The sequence below is a fragment of the Bilophila sp. genome (assembly GCF_057864385.1).
Genome location: NZ_DBMAFI010000028.1, coordinates 45,677 through 46,056 on the forward strand (window position 1 = coordinate 45,677; position 380 = coordinate 46,056).

A 380-nucleotide genomic window follows, 5' to 3' on the forward strand; every position below is an offset into this window, starting at 1 on the left:
TTCAAAATGGAACCAGGAAAGCTTTCTTTTTCTACTTTTCAATTGAATATTGACAATATTGCATTCACAAAGAATGCACTACAAGCATTCAATATAACATTTCCTTACAAGAATATAGAACAAGATGAAAGAAAAAGCAAAAAAGTTTTTATTGACATCAAACATAATAATTATCTATGCATGAGCATAAATGAAGGAAGGTTCTTACCTATATCAACAACTGTCTATAATAAAAAACTCCATAAGGAGTTTCCAAACAAAAGAACTTCAAATGAAGCAGAATGGGAAGAGCAATTTTATGTCATTTATGATTTTACATCTATGATATTATATATATCAAACAGTAAAAAGAAAGGTGTTGTCGAAGAAATATTTAAAAG

The 380-nt window shown here is 27.4% G+C and carries 1 protein-coding gene; it reads left to right on the plus strand.

Annotated elements, in window-relative coordinates:
• Window positions 1-6 precede the first annotated feature (6 nt).
• On the plus strand, window positions 7-380 hold a 374-nt coding region (locus ACZM8Y_RS10510; RefSeq protein WP_489501723.1), incomplete at its 3' end, for a hypothetical protein.